We start from the raw sequence: 17,770 nt of genomic DNA, 5'->3' as shown, positions 1-17,770 counted from the left end.
GACGATGAGCAGGATCGGGAGGCCGACCACCACGAAGACGGCCGGCCAGAACCACGACTGGCGCCAGAGCTCAGGCACGGTTCGACTCCCCTGCGATGCGGTAGACGCGCTGTGGCCCGGTCGAGGTCTCCACGCTGCCCTCCTCGGTCGAGTCGACGCTGTCGCCGAGCTTGTCGATGACGCGCTGGGTGGCGTAGATGCCCGGCACCGCCCCGGTGCCCTGCACCCGGAAGGCCAGGCTCACGGCGTCGCCCCACATGTCGTAGACCAGGTTCGTGCGGCCGATGAGGCCGCTGGTGACGCTTCCGGTGTCGAGGCCCGCGCGCAGCGACAGCTTCGTCCCGGTGGAGACGTTGAACCGCTCGACGATCGCCTGCTGCTCGAGCGTGAAGTCGACGATGCGGCGGGCGTTGTCGACCCTCGGCACGGTCAGGCCGCAGTTGGCGAGATAGCCGCGCTGCGTCGACCGCACCTTCTCGACGCCCAGCCGGTCGGCCGCCTCGTCGAACTGCTTCCAGATGCTGTTGAGGGCGACCAGCGCCTCGCCCGACTTCTTGCCGCGCGCGAACTCGTCGAAGCCGACGATGTCGGCGTACGCCACCGAGACGTCCGCGTGGTCCTCGGCGATGGTCTCCTCGCCCTGCTTGTAGCGTTCGGCGACGTCGGCCGGCATCAGGGTGAGCAGGAGCCGGTCGTTCTCGGCCTTCTGCTCGTCCAGAAGATCCTGTTTCAGCTTCAGGCTCCGGCTCATGTCGTTGAACGAAATGCCGAGGTCGCCGAACTCGTCGCCCGCCCTGGTCTCCACCTCGGCGCCGATGTCGCCGGCGCTCACCCGGTTCACCGCCGACTGCAGGCGTCTCACCGGCCGGATGAACACCTGCGCGAGGAGCAGCGACAGCAGCGTGACGATGACGATGATCGCCGCCATCGACAGCGCCAGGTTGCGAGTGAACGTCGTCACGGGCGCGAACGCCTCGGAGGCCTTGATCTTCGCGACGATGACGTAGTTGAGCCCGTTCAGCGACAGCGGCGCGTAGGCGACGAGCGCCTGGTGGCCGACGTAGTCGCTGTCGATGAGGGTGCCGCTCCTGCCCTTCAACCCGTCGTTCACCGCGGTGGTGTTGACCGGCTGCAGCAGCACGCTGCTCCCCCGCGCGACCTCCTCCTTCGCGGTGGCCACCGGCGTGCCGTTCGCGACGGCGTCCTTCTCGAACTCCTTCGGGTGCTGCAGGAGCTCGCGCGAGTCCGACCGCATGAGCTTGTCGGGCCCGGCGATGTACGCCTCCCCCGTGTCGCCGAGACCGTCGCTCTTCCACTGCCCGTTGCCGGTCATGACGGCGTTGATGGTGGCGGTCGGAACCTGGATCGCGAGCACTCCCTCGACGTTCGCGCCGGAGCCGACGGGAGACGCGACCCACGCGGTCGGTGCGTCCAGGGAGGGCTGGTAGTCCGCGTAGTCGGCGGTGACGGCCGAGTCGACGGAGTTGGAGCGGAGCGACGCGTTGTAGGCGGTCGTGAGGTTCGACTTCGAGTACGGCCCGGTCAGCACGTTCGTGCCGAGGTCGACGCCCGAGTACGCGCTGTAGACCACGTTCCCCTTCGTGTCGAGCAGCAGGACGTCCTCGTAGCCCGCCTGCTTCACCAGCTCTCGGAAGTAGTCGTGGTACTTCGCGTGCGCGGCCGACCAGGCGCTGCCGTCGCCCGCGTCGTCGACCGCGAGGGCGTTGTCGTAGTCGAGCTTGAACGGGACCGTGTAGTACGACTGCAGGTACTTCTGGGCGTTCGACGTGGGCTCGAACAGGCTCGGATCGGTGGTCTGCCCGCTGTTCTTCTCCAGCGCCGGCGCGAAGTCGTCGGCGTAGAACGACGAGAGCGCCGACGTCTGGTCTGCGCTGATGTGCGAGCTCTGGAGGGCGTCGAAGCCGTTCGTGAAGGCCGTGGTCGCCTGGATCGCGCTCTGGTTGCGGCTGTCGAGGATCACGTCCTGCTGGATCTCGGCGATCGTCCGCTTGAGCTCGGACGACCTCGACTCACGCAGGTTCGTTACCTGCTGGAAGGCCGCCCGCTCGAGCGAGTTCCGCCCCGAGACGTAGCCGATCGCTCCGACGACGAGCGTCGCGAGGACGCTCACGGCCAGGAGCATGATCAGCAGCTTCGACTGGATGTCGAGCGATCCGCGCCCGAACAGGGCTCGCCACCGGAATCGGCGGTGCGGAACGGGGCTGCTGACTGCGGAATCCTGGCTCACGTCGACTCCCTCGGGGGACATCCATGAGTGGGTCTCAGTGCCCCTGAGCAATGATTACCACTGCTCCTGCGCCTTCGGTACGGTCGAATGCAGGACGGTTCGGGGTACAAACCATCCCGGAGGGTCAGACCGGGGTCGACACCTGCTGGTCGTAGAGCTGCGCGTAGAGCCCGCCGAGCTCGAGCAGCTCGTCGTGCGAGCCCCGCTCAACGATGCGGCCGGCCTGCACGACGAAGATGACGTCGGCGCTCCGCACGGTCGAGAGCCGGTGCGCGATGGCGATCGTGGTCCGGCCCCGGGCGGCGGTGTCGAGGGCGGCCTGCACCACCCGCTCGGAGACCGAGTCGAGTGCGCTCGTGGCCTCGTCGAGCACCAGGACCGCTGGGTCCTTCAGCAGCACGCGGGCGATGGCGATCCGCTGCTTCTCGCCGCCCGACAGCCGGTAGCCCCGCTCGCCGACGACGGTGTCGTAGCCGTCGGGGAACGACGCGATCGTCTCGTGGATGTTGGCCTGCCTGGCGGCCTGCTCCAGCTGCTCCTGCGTCGCATCGGGCCGCGAGTAGCGGAGGTTGTCGGCGATGGTGGCGTGGAACAGGTAGGTCTCCTGGCTCACGATGCCGATGTGCGACACGAGCTCCTCCTGCTCGAGGTCGCGCACGTCGACGCCGGCGAAGCGGACTCCGCCGCCCGAGACCTCGTAGAAGCGCGGGATCAGGTACGACACCGTCGTCTTGCCGGCACCCGAGGGGCCGACGAAGGCGGCGAACTGCCCCGGTTCGATGTCGAACGAGAGGCCGTCGAGCGTCTTCGCCCCCGGCTCCGCGTCGGGGTACGAGAACGAGACGTCGTCGAACTCGACCCGGCCGAGGGCCTCGCGGTGGACGTGCTTGGGCGTCTTCGGGTCGCGGATCGCCGGGTGGAGGTCGAGGTACTCGAAGATGCGGGCGAACAGGGCGCCCGACGTCTGGATGTCGAGGGCGACGCGCAGGAGGGCCATGAGCGGGAACGTGAGACGGGCCTGCACGGTCGTGAACGCGACGATCGTCCCCGCCGTGACATCGACGCCGCCCTGGATCAGGTACGCCGCCACGACGTAGATCACGGCGGGGATGATCGACAGGAAGATCTGCACCGTGGCGAAGAACCACTGGCCGCTCATCTGCTGCTTCACCTGCAGACGGATCTGATTGCGGTTCTCGGCCGAGTACCGCTCGATCTCGGTGCGCTGCTGGTTGAAGCTCTTGGCCAGCAGGATCCCGGACACGCTCAGCGTCTCCTGCGTGATGGCCGTCATGTCCGACAGCGACTCCTGCGTCGCCGTCGCGATCCGGGCACGCACCTGCCCGACGCGCCGCTGCGCGATGACGAGGACCGGCAGGAGGACCACCGCGACGATCGTCATCTGCCACGACAGCAGCAGCATCGCCACGAACGCCGCGATCACGGTGACCGTGTTGCCGAGCACGCTCGAGATCGTGTTGCTCAGCACGTTCGCCACACCGCCGACGTCGTTCTGCAGGCGCGACTGGATGATGCCGGTCTTGGTGCGGGTGAAGAAAGCGAGCTCCATGTGCTGCAGGTGGCCGAACAGCCGGATCCGCAGGGCTCCCATCACCTTGTTGCCCACCGTGGCGGTGAGGTACGTCTGCCAGACGCCGATGGCGGCGGACAGGATCCAGAGCGCCACCATCTCGCCGACCAGCCGGAACAGCTCGGGCAGGTTCGGGCCGCCCTTCGGGAACAGCCCGCGGTCGAACGCCTGCTGCGTCAGGAGCGGCGGGAGGACGCTGATCGCCGCGCCGATGAGCACCAGGATCACCGTGATGACGAGCGCCCGGCCGTGCGGGGAGAAGAGCGAGCGGATCCGCTTGACGAGGTCGGGGATCTTCGGCGCCTCGGCGTTCAGAGCCTTCTGCGCACGGGCGTCGGCCGCCGAGACCCGACCGCCTCCGCCACCGCGGCCACCGCCGCCACCGCCGCGCATGCTCACGACCTGAGCGTAGACCGGCCTGACCCCAGTTGGGGCAGATGAGCGAAAAGCCTGTAGAGGGACGAACTCTCAGTTTATGATGTGAACCGAGTCAGGCATCGAGGCAGGCCGATCATCCACCCGAAGTGATCGGCCAGGGCATCCGCCCACAGTTCGATCACCACCCCGATGCCGGGCGCGCGCCGCATTCCCCGTCCCGACCGGGGAGCTACCCGATGTGGCAGAGGTATCCCGTGAACTCCCGAAACGACACGACCGTCGACCCCAGAACGTCGTCGGCCCTTCAGCTCGACCACCGAACGCTGCTCGAGACGATCGAGGCGATGTGGCCGCAGATCGCTCCGATCCAGGGCTCGAGGTTGCGCGACGCCGTCCGCAGCGTGCCCGAGGGCGAGTGGAGCGGCCGTCCGCGCATCCTGCTGGCCCTGGCGGCGAGCCACCGGTCGATCGGCTCGACGAGCCGCAGCGCCGCGCTGCCCTGGCTCCGCGCCGTCGACAAGGCCATCACGGCCGACCCGGCCAGCCCTCTGGACGTCCGCGCCGGCTATCTGATCCAGCTCGCGACGACCGAGCGGTCGATGGGCGACTTCGTGTCGGCCCTGGCCCACCTCGAGCGCGCTCGCACCCTCATCGAGCAGGACGACTCGCTGGAGATCAGCCGGCGGATCGACCTCAGCGCCTCGTTCTCGCTCCAGCTCGGCCTCACCAGGATCCACCTGGGCGCCTTCGACGAGAGCCAGTTCGCCCTGGCGCTGGCCGAGGGTCTCGCCGACGAGCACCTCTCCCCCGCCGAGACCGTCGAGGTGCACTCCGGACTCGCCTACGTCGCCTACCAGCTCGGCGACTTCGCCGAGGCCGAGAAGCACTCCGACCTCGCCCTCCAGCACGCCGAGGGCACCGAGCTCGGCCGCAGCGCCTTCGGAGCGCTCGCCCAGCTGACCCGGTTCCTGCTGCTCGTCGAGCAGGACTCGTCGACCGCCGACCACGACTCGCTCCTGCGCGACCTCCGCATCGCGAGCCGCAACAGCGACTGGGAGCCCGACGCCCTCTTCGCCGAGGCGCTCTCCCGGTACGCCGTCGGAGCGGCGATCGAGGCGCTCGACCTGCTCGGCCGCGTGGCCCGCCTCTCGGCGTCGTACACGGGAGAACTCGTGCTCGAGGCGGGCTCTCGGATCCTGCGAGCGGAGATCCTCCGCAGCCTCGGCGAGACCGACGCCGCCAGGAGCACCCTGGCGGGTCTCGAGCCGTCGCAGCACCACGTGACCTGCCCCGCACGCCTGATCGCTCTGAGCCAGTTCACCGTCGGCGACCCGCAGGCCGCGCTCGACACGCTCGAGGACTGCCTGAGGCTCGGCGACCTCCACTCGACCCGGGCGATGGCGCAGGTCTACGCGCTGTCGGCCGCCGCGCACTACGACCTCGGGCGGACGATCGCCTCGGGCATCGCGTTCGACCGGGCCCTTCTCGCGGGCGCGACTCACGACATCTCGTGGCCCTTCGACACGCTGCCCGGCGAAGTCCTCGAGCACCTTCTCGCCCTGGCCACGGAGCGGCCGCAGTCCCCCGCGACCGCGGCCCTCATCGATCGGCTCTCGGGCGGGGCGACCGACGAGACCGCAGCCCTCGCGGACCCGCTCAGCGAGCGCGAGCTGGTGATCGTGCGGCACCTCGCCACCGGCGCGACCCTGAGCCAGATCGGCGTCGAGCTGTTCATCTCGGTCAACACCGTGAAGAGCCACGTGCGGAGCATCTACCGCAAGCTGAGCGCGACGAACCGGCGCGAGGCCATCGCGCGCGCCATCGCCCTGGGGCTCACCGACTCGCACTGACGGCGGCGGCCCCGCTGGTAGGTTTCTCCTGACCCGACCGAAGGAGGAACCATGACAGACCCCAGGCCGGGCGCCGGCGACGCCCACGAGTGGATCCGCGTCGGCGGGGCACGCGAGAACAACCTCAAGGACATCAGCGTCCGGATCCCGAAGCGGCGCCTCACGGTGTTCACCGGCGTCTCGGGATCCGGCAAGTCGTCGCTCGTCTTCTCGACGGTCGCCGCCGAGTCCCAGCGCCTCATCAACGAGACCTACTCGGCGTTCGTGCAGGGCTTCATGCCCTCGCTCGCCCGCCCCGACGTCGACGTCCTCGAGGGGCTCACGACGGTCATCATCGTCGATCAGCAGCGGATGGGCGCCGACCCGCGCTCGACGGTCGGCACGGCCACCGATGCCAACGCGATGCTCCGGATCCTGTTCTCCCGCCTGGGCGAACCGCACCTGGGATCGCCCCAGGCCTTCTCGTTCAATACGGCTTCCGCCTCGGGCGGCGGCTCGATCACGGTCAACGGCAAGACCGAGACGCGCGGGTTCAGCCGCCTGGGCGGCATGTGCCCGCGCTGCGAGGGCCGGGGGCGCGTGAGCGACATCGACCTCGACGAGCTGTACGACGCCTCGAAGAGCCTCCGCGAGGGTGCGATCCGCGTGCCGGGCTACACCGGCGACGGCTGGATGACCCGCCTGTACGCCGAGTCGGGCTTCTACGACGGCGACACCCCGATCGGCGAGTTCACCGAGGCCCAGCTGCAGGACTTCCTCTACAAAGAGCCGACCCGCATGAAGATCGCGGGCATCAACATGACCTACGAGGGCCTCGTCGGCAAGGTGACCAAGTCGATCCTGTCGAAGGACCGCGACGCCCTGCAGCCCCACGTGCGCGCGTTCGTCGACCGCGCCGTCACCTTCACCGACTGCCCCGAGTGCGGCGGGACGCGGCTCAGCCAGGCGGCGCTGTCGTCGAAGATCGACGGGAAGAGCATCGCGGACGTCTGCTCGCTGCAGATCACCGACCTCGCCGAGTGGCTGCGGTCGGTCGACCTCCCGGGCGTGGCGCCGCTGGTCGACGCCCTCCAGCGCGTCGTCGACTCGTTCGTCGAGATCGGCCTCGGCTACCTCTCGCTCGACCGCGCCACCGGCACGCTCTCCGGCGGCGAGGCCCAGCGCATCAAGATGATCCGCCACCTGGGCTCGGCCCTCACCGACATCACCTACGTCTTCGACGAGCCCACGACGGGCCTCCACCCGCACGACATCCAGCGGATGAACGAGCTGCTGCTGCGCCTCCGCGACAAGGGCAACACCGTGCTCGTCGTCGAGCACAAGCCCGAGACGATCGCGATCGCCGACCACGTCGTCGACCTCGGCCCCGGCGCCGGCCCGGCGGGCGGCGAGGTCTGCTACGAGGGCGACCTCGCGGGGCTGCGCTCGTCGGGCACGGTCACCGGCCGTCACCTCGACGACCGCGCGTCGCTCAAAGTGTCCGTGCGGGCGTCCACGTCGGCGATCCCGATCCGCGGGGCGACGTCGCACAACCTGCAGGACGTCGACGTCGACGTCCCGCTCGGAGTGCTCACGGTCGTCACGGGAGTGGCGGGCTCCGGCAAGTCGTCGCTGATCCACGGCTCGCTGAAGAAGGGCGCAGGAGCCGACGGGTCGGCCATCGTCACGGTCGACCAGTCCGCGATCAAGGGCTCGAGGCGCAGCAACCCGGCGACGTACACCGGGCTCCTCGACCCGATCCGCAAGGCGTTCGCCAAGGCGAACGGCGTGAAGCCCGCGCTCTTCTCGTCGAACTCCGAGGGCGCCTGCCCGAACTGCAACGGCGCCGGTGTCATCTACACCGACCTCGGCCTGATGGCCGGCGTCTCGTCGACCTGCGAGGAGTGCGAGGGCAAGCGCTTCGACCAGTCGGTGCTGGAGTACACGCTGGGCGGGCTCGACATCTCGGAGGTGCTGGCCCTGCCGGTGTCTCGGGCGCTCGAGTTCTTCTCGGGGCCTGACGCGAAGACGCCGGCGGCGGCCGCGATCCTGCGCCATCTCGACGACGTCGGGCTGGGCTACCTCGCGATCGGCCAGCCGCTCACGACGCTCTCCGGCGGCGAGCGGCAGAGGCTCAAGCTCGCGACGCACATGTCGGAGAAGGGCGGCGTGTACGTGCTCGACGAGCCGACGACCGGGCTGCACCTGGCCGACGTCTCACAGCTGCTCGGCCTGCTCGACCGCCTCGTCGACGCCGGCAAGTCGGTGATCGTGATCGAGCACCATCAGGCGGTCATGGCCCACGCGGACTGGATCATCGACCTCGGCCCGGGCGCCGGGCACGACGGCGGGCGCGTGGTGTTCGAGGGGACGCCGGCCGCGCTCGTGGCGGACCGGTCGACGCTGACGGGGCAGGCGCTGGCGAGTTATATCGGGGTCTAGCGCAGAAAAAGGCCAACCCCGGCTCTCTCGAACCGGGGTTGGCCTGAAGCTAGACCTGCACGGGGGTCGCCCTGTGCTTGTCTTGTAGTCGCTCCTGCGTCGCGACTACTTGAGGGTGACGGTGGCGCCGGCAGCCTCGAGGGCAGCCTTGGCCTTCTCGGCGGTCTCCTTGTTGGCACCCTCGAGAACGGTCGAGGGGGCACCGTCGACGACGGCCTTCGCCTCGCCGAGGCCGAGGCTCGTGAGGCCGCGCACCTCCTTGATGACCTGGATCTTCTTGTCGCCGGCCGACTCGAGGACGACGTCGAACGAGTCCTTCTCCTCGACCTCTTCGGCGGCAGCGCCACCGCCGGCAGCGGCGGGGCCGGCAACGGCGACCGGAGCGGCCGCGGTGACCTCGAAGACCTCTTCGAACTTCTTGACGAACTCCGAGAGCTCGATGAGCGTGAGCTCCTTGAAAGCGTCGATCAGTTCGTACTGGCTGAGCTTTGCCATGATTTTCTCCTAGTTGGTAGTGCTGAAGTGTGGTGGTGTGAGTACTGCTGCGGGCCGGATCAGGCCGCGGTGTCCTGCTTCGCGCGCAGCGCGTCGACCGTGCGAACGGCCTGCGACAGCGGTGCGTTGAACAGGTAGGCCGCACCGAACAGCGAGGCCTTGAAGGCGCCGGCCAGCTTGCCGAGCAGCACCTCCCGCGACTCGAGGTCGGCGAGCTTGTTGACCTCGGCTGCGGTCAGGGGGTTACCGTCGAAGTAACCGCCCTTCACGATCAGCTCGGGGTTCGCCTTGGCGAAGTCACGCAGGCTCTTCGCGACGGTGACCGGGTCTCCGTGCACGAAGGCGATCGCCGAGGGTCCCACGAGCTCAGCGTCGAAGGCGCTGATGCCCGCGTTGTTCGCGGCGATCTTGGTGAGCGTGTTCTTCACGACGGCGTAGGTGGCATCCTGACGGATTCCGTTGCGCAGGCTCTTCAGCTGCGCCACGGAGAGGCCGCGGTACTCGGTGAGCAGGACGGCGGTCGAGCTACGGAAGGACTCCGTGAGCTCGGCGACCGAAGCTTCCTTGTTCGCCATGTCGCTCCTAACGTGTGAATGCTGGCAGCCCCCGGGCGCTCACACGAAAAAAGGCTCTGCGCAGGAGCGCAGAGCCTTGACACTGATGTCGATGACACCGGTCTTGCCGTACACACCTGCGCGGGACTTCTCGTGAGAGAACCTTCGGCCGTCTCGCACTTGCGCGCGCGACTGCATCCAGCGGTCTTGGGCTTCGTTCACTATAGGCGAGCCCTTTCTCCTCCGCAACTCCGCCGTCGGCAGGTGAGATTCCACGTTCTGCTGATACCGGCGCCGTCCGATCAGCAGAACGCGGCACCTCACGTGCTGTGGACAACCTCCAGGGACGTGTGGACAGCGCCAGCGAGAGGGAGGGCGACCAGGGGATCATGCCGGATGCTCCGCGAACCGCTCCCCCAAGACCTGCCGCGCGAACGCTTCCGCGTCGCCGATGCCCTCGAGCGCGGCGTGCGCCCGCATCGGCTCCGGGCCCTCGATCTCCGCGCTCCACACTGGGGTCTGCGGTGCACCGACGAGGAACCGGTCACCGCACTCGACCGGTGTCGCCAATACGCGCCCCTCCTCGCCGGCGACCAGTGCTTCAGCCACACGACGGCGGCGGTGCTCTGGGGTCTCCCGGTGCCCCTCGACGTGCTGCACGACGAGACTCTCCACGTCATGGCGACCGGCGACGGCCGCGCACCGCGACGGCCGGGAGTCATCGGCCATCGCAGCCGCGACGTGCTGATCCTGGACCATCGCGGTCTGCCGATCGTCGCCCCGCTGCGGGCGTGGGCGCAGTGCGCCGAGCGCTTCTCGCTCGACGACCTCGTGGTGATGGGCGACGCACTCCTGTCGAAGTGGTCGCCCCACGGGCCCGCGCGCTACCGCTCGATGCGCCAGCTCGACGAGCTCGTGACGCGGTGGGCCGGGCGCCGGGGTGCCGCGAAACTGGCCGAGGCGCTCTCGATGGTGCGTCCCCGATCCTGGTCGCCGAAGGAGACTGCGCTCCGGCTGGCCATCGTGAGGGCCGGGTGCGTCGAGCCGCCGGAGCTCAACCGGCGCATGTACGCCGACGACGGAGGCTACCTCGGGCGCCCGGACCTCGCCTACGAGAGCTTGGGCATCGGGGTGGAGTATGAGGGCGACCATCATCGCACCTCGACGTCGACCTTCCGGCGCGACATCGCGCGACGCGAACGTTTCGCCGACGCCGGGTGGAGGACCCTCCACGTCACCGAACTCGACCTGCAGCGCCCGGCTGCCCTGGCGGCACGCTTTCGTCGCCACCTCCCGCTCGCGCGCGCATCGTGAGGTGCCACGATCTGCTGATGAACGGCTCCGTGCATCAGCAGATCGTGGCACCTCACCCGTGCTTACGAGCGGGCGGGCTCGGGGGCAGGCAGATCGACGGGGGCGCCCTGGGGAAGCGAGCGCACGAGGGGCAGCCGCACGGTGAAGACGGCGCCGGGGGTGCCGTTAGCGGCGGTGACCGTTCCGCCATGGCTGTGCACGACGGCCTGGACGATCGCGAGGCCGAGTCCCGTCGATCCTGCCTTCCGGCTTCGCGACGAGTCCGCGCGGGCGAACCGTTCGAAGAGCACGGGCATGACCGCAGGATCGATGCCGGGGCCGTTGTCGGCGATGGTCACGACCGCCTCGTGCGTGCCTTCGTAGCGCTCCAGCGTCACCCAGACCTCGGTGCCCTCGGGGGTGTGGGTGCGGGCGTTGCCGAGCAGGTTCGCCACGACCTGGTGCAGGCGCATCGGGTCGCCGAGCAGCTGGATCGGCTCCTCGGGCACCGTCACCTCGTAACGGTGATCGGTGTCGGAGACGTGCGTGTCGTGGACGGCGTCGAGCACGATGCGGGTGAGGTCGACGTCTTTCAGGACGAGGTCGGTTCCCTCGTCGAGCCGCGCGAGCAGCAGGAGCTCCTCCACCAGGCTGGTCATGCGCACGGACTCGGACTCGATGCGCCCCATCGCGTAGACCACGTCCTCCGGGAGGTCCTTGCCCATGCGGCGGGTGAGCTCGGCGTAGCCGCGGACGCTGGCGAGCGGCGTGCGCAGTTCGTGCGAGGCGTCGGCGACGAACTGTCGCACCTTGTTCTCGGACTCCTGCCGGGCCGTGAGCGCATGCGAGACGTGACCGAGCATGCGGTTCATGGCGGCGCCGACTCGGCCGACCTCGGTGCGCGGGTCGGTGTCCTCCTCGTCGACGCGGGCGTCGAGGGCGACCTCGCCGCGGTCGAGCGGCATCTCGGCGACGCGAGACGCGGTCTCGGCCATGCGCTGCAGCGGGCCGAGGGCGTACTTGACGGTGAACATGGCGACGAAGATCGAGACCGCGATGCCGACGGCGGCGATGATGGCGATGCCGACGATCAGCTTGGACACGGGGCCGGTGACACTGTCGAGCGGAAGAGCGACGGCCACGGTGACCGTGATCGCTGCTCCTGAGCGCGTCGTGCCGTTGAGCGCTACGGCGGCGACCCGCTGGCGCCCGACCGTGCCGCCGAGGTCGACGGTTTTCGGGTCTTGGCCAGGCGTGACGGCCTCGAGCTTCTTGGCGACGGCGGAGTCGATGGAGACACGCTCGCCCTGTTCCGTGACCCGGCTGGAGTAGTAATTCTCTTTGCCGAGAGCAATGGCCGTGAGGGTGCCAGGAGACTGACCTCGACCGTCCTGGATCGTCGACGAGTCAGATCCCGGTGACGGCATGCCGCTGATCTGCTCGGTCGCGCGGTTGAGCGCGCCCTGCACCTGCGTGTCGAGCTGCTTCTCGAGCACGGCCTGCAGCACGATCACGCTCAGCAGGCCGATGACGATCGCGAGCCCCGCGGCGAGCGCCACGATCGACAGCACGAGGCGTCGGCGCAGGGTCATCGGCCCGCGGAAGGCCGAAGCCCAACGTGAGACGACGGACGCCCGCGACGGCGACGAGGCGGTCGGAACAGTGGTCACGAGACGGGCTTGATGACGTACCCGACGCCACGGACCGTGTGGATCATCGGCTCTTCGCCGGCGTCGATCTTCTTGCGGAGGTACGAGATGTAGATCTCGACGACGCTCGACTTGCCGCCGAAGTCGTAGCTCCAGACCCGGTCGAGGATCTGCGCCTTCGACAGCACGCGGCGGGGGTTGCGCATGAGGAAGCGCAGGAGCTCGAACTCGGTCGCGGTGAGCTCGATCTCGCGACCGGCACGCGACACCTCGTAGCTCTCCTCGTCGAGCACGAGGTCGCCCACGGTGATGCGCGAGTCGCCGCCCTCCGACACCATCGCGGCCGAGCGGCGGATCAGGCCGCGCAGTCGGGCGACCACCTCTTCGAGGCTGAACGGCTTGGTGACGTAGTCGTCGCCGCCGGCGGTGAGGCCGGTCACGCGGTCCTCCACGGCGTCCTTCGCGGTGAGGAACAGGATCGGGGTGTCGTCGCCCCCGGTGCGGAGGCGTCCGAGCACCTGCAGGCCGTCGATGTCGGGGAGCATGACGTCGAGCACGATGGCGTCGGGCTTGAACTCGCGGGCGAGCGTGAGGGCGGTCTGGCCGTCCGGCGCCGCCTTGACCTCCCAGCCCTCGTAGCGGAGGGCCATGGAGAGCAGGTCGGTGAGGGAGTTCTCGTCGTCGACCACGAGAACGCGGAGGGGCGAGCCGTCAGCGCGAGTCAGTCGCGGCGCGGCGGGTGAGGTGATGGGGGCTGAAGTGGTCACCTTTCCAAGTATCTGCTGATTCCTATGAGCCCACTGTGACGCCCTGATGAGCCTGCCCAGGACTTCCTTCATAGGTAATTGCGAAGTCGGCGATAGTCCCGCCATAGCGCCCCCGCCTATTTTTCTGGCACCGGCCGACATCTGCGCCCTCTGCGCGTGGCCGTTCCCCTTCCATCCCCTGCGACACGCACGCCCACCTCACGAGGAGACCCATGTTCTGGACCTACCTGTTCAGAGAGCTCAGCAATCGACGCAAGCAGACGGCCATCATCGCCTCGGGCCTCGCCCTGGCCATCGCGCTCGTCATCATCGTCAACTCGTTCTCGGGCGGTGTGAAGGCCGCCCAGGCGACGGTCCTGCAGTCCGTCTACGGCGTCGGCACCGACATCACCATCAGCCAGGCCGAGACCCCGTCGTCGACCGGCGGCCGCCCCACGTTCAGCTTCGGCTCGGGCGGCGGCTCGTCCACCGGGAACGCAGGATCCGGCAGCTCGACCAACCTGAGCCAGAGCCGCGTCACCGTCGCCCGCGGAACCGCCGCGTTCGCCTCCACGCAGCTGGCCACGGTGAAGAAGACCGCCGGGGTGAAGTCCGCAGCGGCGACGCTCTCTCTGCAGATGACGGACTTCTCGGGCACCGTGACGCAGAAGCCGTCGACCAGCACCGGCAGCGGCTCCGGCACGACCGGCGGGTTCCAGCGCGGAACCGGCACGGGCACCGAGGGCGGCGGCGTCACCGGCGGCGGCTTCGGCGGCGGCAACTTCTCGTTCGACTCGACGACCATCGAGGGCGTCGACGTCACCGCCGACGCGGTCGGCCCCATCTCCAGCGTCTCGCTGTCGAGCGGCCGGACGTTCAAGGCCGCCGACACCGGCAAGGACGTCGTGATCCTCGACAAGTCGTACGCCAAGACCAACAGCAAGAAGGTCGGCGACACCGTCACCATCGGCTCGACGAAGTTCACCGTGATCGGCCTCGTCGCCTCGACCTCGTCGTCGTCCACGACGGCGTCGAACATGTACATCCCGCTCGACACCGCCCAGAAGATCTCGAGCGAGACCGGGAAGGTGACGAACATCTACGTCACGGCCGACTCGGCCGGCAACGTCTCCTCACTCAAGTCGGCCCTCGAGAAGGCGCTGCCCAAGGCGACCGTTTCGGATGAAGCGGACCTCGCCTCCAGCGTCTCCGGCTCGCTCTCGACGGCGTCGAGCCTCGTCTCCACCCTCGGCACCTGGCTCTCGGTGCTCGTCCTCGCGGCGGCGTTCCTCATCGCGATCCTGTTCACCGTGTCGGGCGTCACCCGCCGCACCCGTGAGTTCGGCACCCTGAAGGCGATCGGCTGGTCGAACGGCCGCATCGTGCGGCAGGTGGCGGGCGAGTCGTTCGTCCAGGGCCTCATCGGCGGCGTCGTCGGCGTGGCCGTCGGCCTGATCGGCGTGCTCGTCATCAACATCATCGGCCCGACGCTCTCCGGCGGGGCGACGACGACCACGGCCTTCGGTGGCGGCGGCTTCGGAGGCGGCGCGCCGGGCGGCGCAGCGGGCGGGACCGGCACCGGAACGGGTACCGGCACGGAGGGCGCTGCAGGAGCCGCGGCACGCTTCGGCCAGGCAGCGGCCAAGGCCACCACCTCCGTCACCCTCCACGCCCCCGTCGCGGTCGAGATCATCGTCATCGCGGTCGTGCTGGCCATCGTCGGCGGCCTCCTCGCCGGCGCCATCGGCGGCTGGCGCGCCTCCCGCCTCCGCCCCGCAGAGGCGCTCCGCAGCGTCGCCTGACCGACTCCACGACGAAAGACAAGGACACCATGTACACGCTCACCGACGTCACCAAGACGTACGTCCAGAAGAAGCGCACCGTCACCGCGCTCAGCAAGGTCTCGCTCGAGATCCCCACGGGCCAGATGGTCGCGATCCAGGGGCCGACAGGAGGCGGCAAGTCGACGCTCCTGCAGATGCTCGGCGCCCTCGACAAGCCCACCTCGGGCGATGTCGTGCTCGGCGACAAGCAGGTCTCGAAGCTCCCCGACTCGAAGCTAGCCGACATCCGGGCCACCGAGATCGGCTTCGTCTTCCAGAGCTTCAACCTGATCCCGACCCTCACCGCCGCCGAGAACGTCGAGACCGCGTTCGCGCACGGGACGCTGCCGCGCGACGAGCAGAAGAAGAAGGCGTTCGCCGCACTCGAGTCCGTCGGGCTCGGCGACCGCGGCGATCACCTCCCGGCGGAGCTCTCGGGCGGCCAGCAGCAGCGCGTGGCGATCGCACGCGCCCTCGTGAAGGAGCCCCAGGTCCTGCTGGCCGACGAGCCCACGGGCGCGCTGGACGAGAACACCCGCGACGAGATCATGGACCTCCTCGAGGGGCAGTGGCGCGACCGCGGCCTGACCTTCGTGCTCGTGACGCACGACTCGGCCGTCGCCCGCCGCGCCGAGCGACGCCTGCGCCTCAAGGGCGGAAAGGTCACCGAGGCGTAGCCGACCCGGGCAGTGGTCAGGCGAGCGGGTAGTCCGCGATCGCGACACGACGGGAGTCGGGCGACCAGCCGGGCACATTGCTGGTTCCCTGGCCGCCGAAGAGCGCGAGGAGGTCGCGCGTCGTCGACGTGTCGTCGGAACCCGGGGTGAGCTCGCGGATCCTGAGCACCACCTCACGGTTCTCCGGGTGGCCGAGGGTCCCGGCCGGATACGACAGCGAGAGCAGGCGGGCGCCGTCGGGCGACGGGTGCGGGAACCAGTCGACGGTGTCGGTGTGCGACTCGCGCACGAGGTCCGTTCCGTCGGGGCGGATGCGGGCCAGCTGCGCGTGCCCGGGTGCCGTCGTGAAGCGCTCGGTCGAGAACCAGACCCAGTCGCCGTCGGGCGAGAACTCGGCGCCGTCGTCCGGGTGGTCGTCGTCGGTGAGGAGCGCGGTCTCGCCGGTCGAGCGCGACACGAGCGCGACGTTCGTGCGCCACTCGTCGGGCGTCGACGTGGCGGTGGGCCGGGATCCGACGATCACCGAGAGCGTCTCGCCGTCGGGCGAGACGCCGTGCAGGTAGTTCTTGTAGCCGCGACCTTCAGGGTGCGATCGTGTGATCCTGCGCCCCTCGCCGCCCTCGAACGGCACGTCGTACAGATGGCCGTCGCGCGCGCTCACGAGCACGCTGCGCCCGTCGGGGGCGATCACGTGGTCGTTATTGATCTCGGGCACGCCGCCCATCGCGATCGGCTCGAGCGCGCCGCCCGCCACCGGCAGCCGCCAGAGCAGTCCGTCGCCGTTCACGACGAGCCAGCGGCCGTCGGGGCTCCAGTTGGGCGCCTCGAGCAGAATCCGATCGCTCGCGAAGACGATCGCCGTCTCACCCGAACCGACGTCGACGAGCAGGAGCCGGCACCTCTGCCCCGGCAGGAGCCCGCGCGCCATCGCTAGTCGTGCACCGAGACGGAGGCCCGCTGCGGGCCCGGGGCGGAGTCCGCCGCGGGGGCCGGCGCCGCGGTGCTCCCCCGCACCACGAGGCTGGTCGCGAGCTCGAGGCGCGTCGACTTGAGCGCGGGCTCCTCGCGGAGGCGGAGGACGAGGCGCGTGGCCTCCTCCGCCATCTCCGTCATCGGCTGGTGCACGGTCGTCAAGGGCGGACCGGCGAAGCGCGTCACCTGGAGGTCGTCGTAGCCCACGACGGAGAGCTCGTCCGGGATCGAGATGCCGAGGTCGCGCGCCGCGGCGTACGCGCCGAGGGCCTGCATGTCGCTCGCAGCGAAGATCGCCGTCGGCCGGTCGTCGCGTTCGAGCATCCGGAGCGCCACCTGGCGGCCCGCCGGCTCGCTGAACTCGCCGAATGGCCCGACGAGCTCGGGCCGCTCAGGGATCCCCGCTCCGGCGAGTGCCGCCCGGTACCCCGACATGCGCGCCGTCGCGGCCAGGAAGAACTGCGGGCCCGCCAGGAAGGCGATGTCGCGGTGCCCCAGCTCGATGAGATGCCGGGTCGCCATGAACCCGCCCATCCAGTTCGCCGAGCCGATCGAGGGGACGTCGGGCGCAGGATCGCCTTCCGGGTCGACCATGACGAACGGAATGCCGTGGCTGCGGAGCTGGTGCTGATTGCCCTCGGAGATATCGGAGATCACAAGGATCACGCCTGCCGGCTTCCGCTGCAGGACGCCCTCGATCCACGAGCCCGAGGGCTTCCCGCGGTCTTTCATGCCGGTGACGACGAGGCTGAGGCCGCTCTCACGCGCAATGCGCTCGACGCCGACGAGGATCTCGACCATCCACGCCGAGTCGAGCGCCGTGCACACCAGCTCGAGCAGCGGCGCGATGGGCGAGGCGGTGTTTCGCCGGTTGTACTGGCGGTCCTGCAGGATCGAGGTCACCCGGTTGCGCGTGTCGAGGGAGACCCCGCTGCGCCCGTTGAGCACCTTGGAGACGGTCGAGATGGAGACCCCGGCGCGCTCGGCCACCTCCGAGAGCGTGGCGCGTGCCTCGCGCTCGGCCTCGTCGCGGGTGTGCGGCACAGTCGTCATCGTACTGGGCTCCCGTCAGG

13 protein-coding genes are annotated in these 17,770 nt (G+C 69.5%); 5 read left to right on the top strand and 8 right to left on the bottom strand.

Translation table 11 applies throughout. The features are described from left to right. Nucleotides 1-70: 70 nt before the first annotated feature. The gene (locus C8E83_RS01025) at nt 71-2,248 is read right to left on the bottom strand and encodes an adenylate/guanylate cyclase domain-containing protein (RefSeq protein WP_147430040.1); all 2,178 of its coding nucleotides are present in this window, start codon (nt 2,246-2,248) and stop codon (nt 71-73) included. Between the two features lie 124 nt (nt 2,249-2,372). Next, on the bottom strand, nt 2,373-4,232 hold the full coding sequence (locus tag C8E83_RS01020; protein WP_121368024.1) for an ABC transporter ATP-binding protein: 1,860 nt from the start codon (nt 4,230-4,232) through the stop codon (nt 2,373-2,375). 239 nt (nt 4,233-4,471) lie between these two features. Here C8E83_RS01020 and C8E83_RS19785 point away from each other — a divergent pair, with 239 nt between their 5' ends. Both C8E83_RS19785 and C8E83_RS01010 read left to right on the top strand, forming a co-directional pair. Next, on the top strand, nt 4,472-6,067 hold the full coding sequence (locus tag C8E83_RS19785; protein ID WP_245981322.1) for a helix-turn-helix transcriptional regulator: 1,596 nt from the start codon (nt 4,472-4,474) through the stop codon (nt 6,065-6,067). Nucleotides 6,068-6,118: 51 nt separating this feature from the next. Beyond that, nucleotides 6,119-8,488: an ATP-binding cassette domain-containing protein gene (locus C8E83_RS01010; protein ID WP_121368023.1), complete on the top strand. Its 2,370-nt coding sequence runs from the start codon at nt 6,119-6,121 to the stop codon at nt 8,486-8,488. A gap of 105 nt (nt 8,489-8,593) precedes the next feature. Here the strand turns inward: C8E83_RS01010 and rplL are convergent, their stop codons facing one another. Next, a complete protein-coding gene (gene rplL / locus C8E83_RS01005; RefSeq protein WP_121368022.1) occupies nt 8,594-8,983 on the bottom strand; it encodes a 50S ribosomal protein L7/L12 in 390 nt (129 codons plus the stop codon). A gap of 59 nt (nt 8,984-9,042) precedes the next feature. Then, nucleotides 9,043-9,558, bottom strand: a complete 516-nt coding sequence (gene rplJ, locus C8E83_RS01000) for a 50S ribosomal protein L10 (RefSeq protein ID WP_121368021.1) — start codon at nt 9,556-9,558, stop codon at nt 9,043-9,045. Nucleotides 9,559-9,933: 375 nt separating this feature from the next. Here rplJ and C8E83_RS00990 point away from each other — a divergent pair, with 375 nt between their 5' ends. Continuing rightward, nucleotides 9,934-10,851, top strand: a complete 918-nt coding sequence (locus C8E83_RS00990; RefSeq protein ID WP_147430039.1) for a hypothetical protein — start codon at nt 9,934-9,936, stop codon at nt 10,849-10,851. Nucleotides 10,852-10,913: 62 nt separating this feature from the next. Here C8E83_RS00990 and C8E83_RS00985 read toward each other — a convergent pair whose 3' ends face one another. Both C8E83_RS00985 and C8E83_RS00980 read right to left on the bottom strand, forming a co-directional pair. Then, a complete protein-coding gene (locus tag C8E83_RS00985) occupies nt 10,914-12,500 on the bottom strand; it encodes a sensor histidine kinase (protein ID WP_245981320.1) in 1,587 nt (528 codons plus the stop codon). Further along, the gene (locus C8E83_RS00980) at nt 12,497-13,258 is read right to left on the bottom strand and encodes a response regulator transcription factor (RefSeq protein WP_281270833.1); all 762 of its coding nucleotides are present in this window, start codon (nt 13,256-13,258) and stop codon (nt 12,497-12,499) included. The genes C8E83_RS00985 and C8E83_RS00980 overlap by 4 nt, the downstream gene beginning before the upstream one ends. Nucleotides 13,259-13,458: 200 nt before the next feature. On the opposite strand from C8E83_RS00980, the gene C8E83_RS00975 reads away from it, so the two are divergent. Further along, nucleotides 13,459-15,027: an ABC transporter permease gene (locus tag C8E83_RS00975; protein WP_121368016.1), complete on the top strand. Its 1,569-nt coding sequence runs from the start codon at nt 13,459-13,461 to the stop codon at nt 15,025-15,027. Nucleotides 15,028-15,056: 29 nt separating this feature from the next. Beyond that, complete coding sequence (locus C8E83_RS00970; RefSeq protein WP_121368015.1) at nt 15,057-15,725, top strand: ABC transporter ATP-binding protein; 669 nt, start codon at nt 15,057-15,059, stop codon at nt 15,723-15,725. A gap of 16 nt (nt 15,726-15,741) precedes the next feature. Here the strand turns inward: C8E83_RS00970 and C8E83_RS00965 are convergent, their stop codons facing one another. Together C8E83_RS00965 and C8E83_RS00960 are read right to left on the bottom strand one after the other, a co-directional pair. After that, nucleotides 15,742-16,653 carry a TolB family protein gene (locus tag C8E83_RS00965; RefSeq protein ID WP_121368014.1) on the bottom strand — a complete coding sequence of 304 codons (912 nt, stop codon included), beginning with the start codon at nt 16,651-16,653 and terminating at the stop codon, nt 15,742-15,744. A 2-nt stretch (nt 16,654-16,655) separates the two neighbouring features. Beyond that, the gene (locus C8E83_RS00960; protein WP_245981318.1) at nt 16,656-17,741 is read right to left on the bottom strand and encodes a LacI family DNA-binding transcriptional regulator; all 1,086 of its coding nucleotides are present in this window, start codon (nt 17,739-17,741) and stop codon (nt 16,656-16,658) included. Between the last annotated feature and the right edge of the window lie 29 nt (nt 17,742-17,770).

It is taken from the genome of Frondihabitans australicus (assembly GCF_003634555.1).
Lineage (GTDB): Bacteria > Actinomycetota > Actinomycetes > Actinomycetales > Microbacteriaceae > Frondihabitans > Frondihabitans australicus.
This window is presented reverse-complemented; position numbering and strand designations above follow the sequence as displayed.

Bases quoted from the DNA above. Each gene is read 5' to 3' on its own strand.
- C8E83_RS01020 (WP_121368024.1), bottom strand. From the start codon at position 4,232: ATGCGCGGCGGTGGCGGCGGTGGCCGCGGTGGCGGAGGCGGTCGGGTC.
- C8E83_RS01010 (WP_121368023.1), top strand. From the start codon at position 6,119: ATGACAGACCCCAGGCCGGGCGCCGGCGACGCCCACGAGTGGATCCGC.
- rplL (WP_121368022.1), bottom strand. From the start codon at position 8,983: ATGGCAAAGCTCAGCCAGTACGAACTGATCGACGCTTTCAAGGAGCTC.
- rplJ (WP_121368021.1), bottom strand. From the start codon at position 9,558: ATGGCGAACAAGGAAGCTTCGGTCGCCGAGCTCACGGAGTCCTTCCGT.
- C8E83_RS00990 (WP_147430039.1), top strand. From the start codon at position 9,934: ATGCTCCGCGAACCGCTCCCCCAAGACCTGCCGCGCGAACGCTTCCGC.
- C8E83_RS00975 (WP_121368016.1), top strand. From the start codon at position 13,459: ATGTTCTGGACCTACCTGTTCAGAGAGCTCAGCAATCGACGCAAGCAG.
- C8E83_RS00970 (WP_121368015.1), top strand. From the start codon at position 15,057: ATGTACACGCTCACCGACGTCACCAAGACGTACGTCCAGAAGAAGCGC.
- C8E83_RS00965 (WP_121368014.1), bottom strand. From the start codon at position 16,653: ATGGCGCGCGGGCTCCTGCCGGGGCAGAGGTGCCGGCTCCTGCTCGTC.